At 48.8% G+C, this 4963-nt stretch carries 3 rRNA genes; all 3 read left to right on the top strand.

Going from position 1 to position 4963, the window contains the following annotated elements:
- The first annotated feature begins 38 nt into the window (after positions 1-38).
- Positions 39-1575: ribosomal RNA gene (locus tag GVV19_RS10690) — 16S ribosomal RNA — on the top strand.
- A 290-nt stretch (positions 1576-1865) separates the two neighbouring features.
- Positions 1866-4773: ribosomal RNA gene (locus GVV19_RS10685) — 23S ribosomal RNA — on the top strand.
- Between the two features lie 65 nt (positions 4774-4838).
- A 5S ribosomal RNA gene (rrf, locus tag GVV19_RS10680) occupies positions 4839-4952 on the top strand.
- The 16S, 23S and 5S rRNA genes sit together here, the layout of an rRNA operon.
- Positions 4953-4963 lie beyond the last annotated feature (11 nt).

Raw genomic sequence — 4963 nt, 5'->3', positions numbered from 1 at the left:
TAAACAAAACTCGTCAGAGTATAAAAATGAGAAAGAATCAAATGGAGAGTTTGATCCTGGCTCAGGATGAACGCTGGCGGCGTGCCTAATACATGCAAGTCGAACGAAGAGCGTAAGAAGCTTGCTTCTTACAATCTTAGTGGCGAACGGGTGAGTAATACATAAGCAACCTGCCTCAATGCCTGGGATAACTGATGGAAACGTCAGCTAATACCGGATAGGTTAAGTCAAGACATCTTGATTTAATTAAAGATGGGATACATCACAATGAGATGGGCTTATGGCGCATTAGTTAGTTGGTGAGGTAACGGCTCACCAAGACGATGATGCGTAGCCGACCTGAGAGGGTGACCGGCCACACTGGGACTGAGACACGGCCCAGACTCCTACGGGAGGCAGCAGTAGGGAATTTTCGGCAATGGGGGAAACCCTGACCGAGCAACGCCGCGTGAGTGAAGAAGGCCTTCGGGTTGTAAAGCTCTGTTGTAAGGGAAGAACGATAGTTAGAGGGAATGCTAGCTATATGACGGTACCTTACCAGAAAGCCACGGCTAACTACGTGCCAGCAGCCGCGGTAATACGTAGGTGGCAAGCGTTATCCGGAATTATTGGGCGTAAAGGGAGCGCAGGCGGTTTATTAAGTTTATGGTGAAAGTTCGGGGCTCAACCCCGTGATGCCATAGAAACTGGTAGACTTGAGTACAGGAGAGGTTAGTGGAATTCCATGTGTAGCGGTAAAATGCGTAGATATATGGAGGAACACCAGTGGCGAAGGCGGCTAACTGGCCTGTAACTGACGCTGAGGCTCGAAAGCGTGGGGAGCAAATAGGATTAGATACCCTAGTAGTCCACGCCGTAAACGATGGATACTAAGTGTTGGAGAAATTCAGTGCTGTAGTTAACGCAATAAGTATCCCGCCTGGGGAGTATGCGCGCAAGCGTAAAACTCAAAGGAATTGACGGGGGCCCGCACAAGCGGTGGAGTATGTGGTTTAATTCGAAGCAACGCGAAGAACCTTACCAGGTCTTGACATACCGCGCAAAAGCATAGAGATATGTAATAGTTATGGCGGATACAGGTGGTGCATGGTTGTCGTCAGCTCGTGTCGTGAGATGTTGGGTTAAGTCCCGCAACGAGCGCAACCCTTGTCTTCAGTTACCAGCATTAAGTTGGGGACTCTGGAGAGACTGCCGGTGATAAACCGGAGGAAGGTGGGGATGACGTCAAATCATCATGCCCCTTATGATCTGGGCTACACACGTACTACAATGGCGTATACAGAGGGCAGCGAAGCAGTGATGTGAAGCGAATCTCAGAAAGTACGTCTCAGTTCGGATTGGAGTCTGCAACTCGACTCCATGAAGTCGGAATCGCTAGTAATCGCGAATCAGCATGTCGCGGTGAATACGTTCTCGGGCCTTGTACACACCGCCCGTCAAACCATGAGAGTTGGTAATACCCGAAGCCGGTGGTCTAACCCGAAAGGGAGGAAGCCGTCGAAGGTAGGACCGATGATTGGGGTTAAGTCGTAACAAGGTATCCCTACCGGAAGGTGGGGATGGATCACCTCCTTTCTAAGGAGTAATAACTTAGTAAGAAGCAGAAGTTGACACAAGAGTTTCCTGTTTAGTTTTGAGAGGCTATTAAGCTTTTCAAAAGAATGATCTTTGAAAACTGAATAACAGAAGAGATAGATAGACATAAAGTTATCAACAGAATATCTTTTCGAATAGTTGTATAAACTAGATTTACATCAAGTTAAACAAACAGTAACTAAAAGCAATTAAAAGCAAAGCGAACACACGTTTATCGAAGCGATAAACACAAAAACTGATTTTAAACAATCAGGCGCGAAATTACATGTGATTAAATATGTAAGGGCGTACGGTGGATGCCTAGGCACTAAGAGCCGATGAAGGACGCGACTAACAGCGAAATGCTCCGGGGAGAGGTACGTACTCAACGATCCGGAGGTATCCGAATGGGGGAACCCAGTACTGGTAATGCAGTATTACATATAGATGAATACATAGTCTATAGTGAGGCAACCTTGCGAATTGAAACATCTTAGTAGCAAGAGGAAAAGAAAACAACAGTGATTCCCTGAGTAGTGGCGAGCGAAACGGGAAGAGCCCAAACCATCTTCGAGATGGGGTAGTAGGACCACAATGTGGGATTAATTAAAGCTAGTCGAATGGCATTGAAAGGCCAGTCGTAGAAGGTGCAAACCCTGTAGACGAAAGCTGCGATTACCCTAGTGGAATCCTGAGTACGGCGAGGCACGTGAAACCTTGTCGGAATCAACCGGGACCACCCGGTAAGGCTAAATACTCCTTAGTGACCGATAGTGAACCAGTACCGTGAGGGAAAGGTGAAAAGAACCGCGGAAGCGGAGTGAAATAGATCCTGAAACCGTATGCTTACAAGAAGTCAGAGCCCGTTAAAGGGTGATGGCGTGCCTTTTGTAGAATGAACCGGCGAGTTACTCATAATGTGCAAGGTTAAGTTGGAAAAGACGGAGCCGAAGCGAAAGCGAGTCTTAATAGGGCGCGAAGTACATTGTGGTAGACCCGAAACAGAGTGATCTAGCCATGACCAGGTTGAAGTTTGGGTGAAACCAAATGGAGGACCGAACCGACCATCGTTGAAAAGCTGGCGGATGAGTTGTGGCTAGGGGTGAAATACCAATCGAACTCTGATATAGCTGGTTCTCCCCGAAATAGCTTTAGGGCTAGCGTCATCGTAAGGCCACTGGAGGTAGAGCACTGAATGTATGATGGCCCCATCTCGGGGTACTGAATATAATCAAACTCCGAATGCCAGTGGAGAAGTAGATGGCAGTCAGACTATGGGTGATAAGGTCCGTAGTCAAAAGGGAAACAGCCCAGATCGCCAGTTAAGGTCCCAAAATTCATGCTAAGTGGAAAAGGATGTGGGGATGCACAGACAACTAGGAGGTTGGCTTAGAAGCAGCCACCCTTGAAAGAGTGCGTAACAGCTCACTAGTCGAGTGACCCTGCGCCGAAAATTTACCGGGGCTAAGTATGATACCGAAACTGCGAATTTGTAGTAATACAAGTGGTAGGGGAGCGTTCTATACAGCGTTGAAGATGTACCGTGAGGAGCGTTGGAGCGTATAGAAGTGAGAATGCCGGTGTGAGTAGCGAAATGTCAGTGAGAATCTGACACACCGATTGCCTAAGGTTTCCAGGGGAAGGCTCGTCCGCCCTGGGTAAGTCGGGACCTAAGATGAGGCTGAAAAGCGTAGTCGATGGACAACAGGTTGATATTCCTGTACCCGAGCCATAAGTGAAGGAATGACAGAGAAGGCTAGGTTAAGCCGGCGAATGGAAGAGCCGGTTTAAGCGAAGGAGCCGTATGGTAGGCAAATCCGCCATATAAAGCAAAGGCGTTATGAGGAGTGAACCCGTGAGGAAGTAGCGAAGTAACCGATGCCAGCTCTCAAGAAAAGTTTCTAGCGTTAATTATGGTTTGGCCCGTACCAAAACCGACACAGGTAGGCAAGGAGAGAATCCTGAGGTGAGCGAGAGAACTGTTGCCAAGGAACTCGGCAAAATGACCCCGTAACTTCGGGAGAAGGGGTGCTCTTTTTAGAGAAGAGCCGCAGTGAAGAGGCCCAAGCGACTGTTTAACTAAAACACAGCTCTCTGCAAAGTCGCAAGACGAAGTATAGGGGGTGACGCCTGCCCGGTGCTGGAAGGTTAAGGGGATGTGTTAGACCATGAGTCGAAGCATTGAACTGAAGCCCCAGTGAACGGCGGCCGTAACTATAACGGTCCTAAGGTAGCGAAATTCCTTGTCGGGTAAGTTCCGACCCGCACGAAAGGCGTAACGATTTGGGCGCTGTCTCGGCAGCAGACTCGGTGAAATCTTAGTACCGGTAAAGATGCCGGTTACCCGCAACTAGACGGAAAGACCCCATGGAGCTTTACTGTAGCTTGATATTGATCTTTGAATTTACATGTACAGGATAGGTGGGAGACTATGAAGCATGAACGCTAGTTTATGTGGAGTCGCCATTGGGATACCACTCTTGTAAGTTTGAAGATCTAACCGCGACCCGTAATCCGGGTCCGGGAGAGTGTCAGGTGGGCAGTTTGACTGGGGCGGTCGCCTCCTAAAGAGTAACGGAGGCGCCCAAAGGTACCCTCAGATTGGTTGGAAATCAATCGACGAGCGTAAAGGCAGAAGGGTGCTTGACTGCGAGACCTACAAGTCGAGCAGGGACGAAAGTCGGGCTTAGTGATCCGGCGGTACCACGTGGAAGGGCCGTCGCTTAACGGATAAAAGCTACCCTGGGGATAACAGGCTGATCTCGCCCAAGAGTTCACATCGACGGCGAGGTTTGGCACCTCGATGTCGGCTCATCGCATCCTGGAGCTGAATTCGGTTCCAAGGGTTGGGCTGTCCGCCCATTAAAGCGGTACGCGAGCTGGGTTCAGAACGTCGTGAGACAGTTCGGTCCCTATCTGTTGTGGGCGTAGGAAATTTGAGGAGCGCTGTCCCTAGTACGAGAGGACCGGGATGGACATACCGCTGGTGTACCAGTTGTCCTGCCAAGGGCATGGCTGGGTAGCTAAGTATGGACTGGATAAGCGCTGAAAGCATCTAAGCACGAAGCCAACTCCAAGATGAGATTTCCCATACGTAAGTAGTAAGACCCCTGAGAGACGATCAGGTTGATAGGTCAGAGGTGGAAGCATAGTGATATGTGTAGCTGACTGATACTAATAGGTCGAGGTTTTAATCACAATAACGACTATTTGAAAAGATACAAAGTCTTCTGTTATTCAGTTTTGAGAGATTACTCTCATGATCTGGTGATTCTAGCAAAGTGGTCACACCTGTTCCCATCTCGAACACAGAAGTTAAGCACTTTAGCGGCGACAATATCTAGCCCAGCGTTAGTGAAGATAGCTCATTGCCAGGTAATTCGACATC

The organism is Erysipelothrix anatis (assembly GCF_009828745.1).
In the GTDB taxonomy this organism is placed as follows: Bacteria; Bacillota_I; Bacilli_A; order Erysipelotrichales; family Erysipelotrichaceae; genus Erysipelothrix; species Erysipelothrix anatis.
Note: the sequence above shows the minus strand (reverse complement) of the source record. Positions and strands in the feature narration are given on the sequence as shown.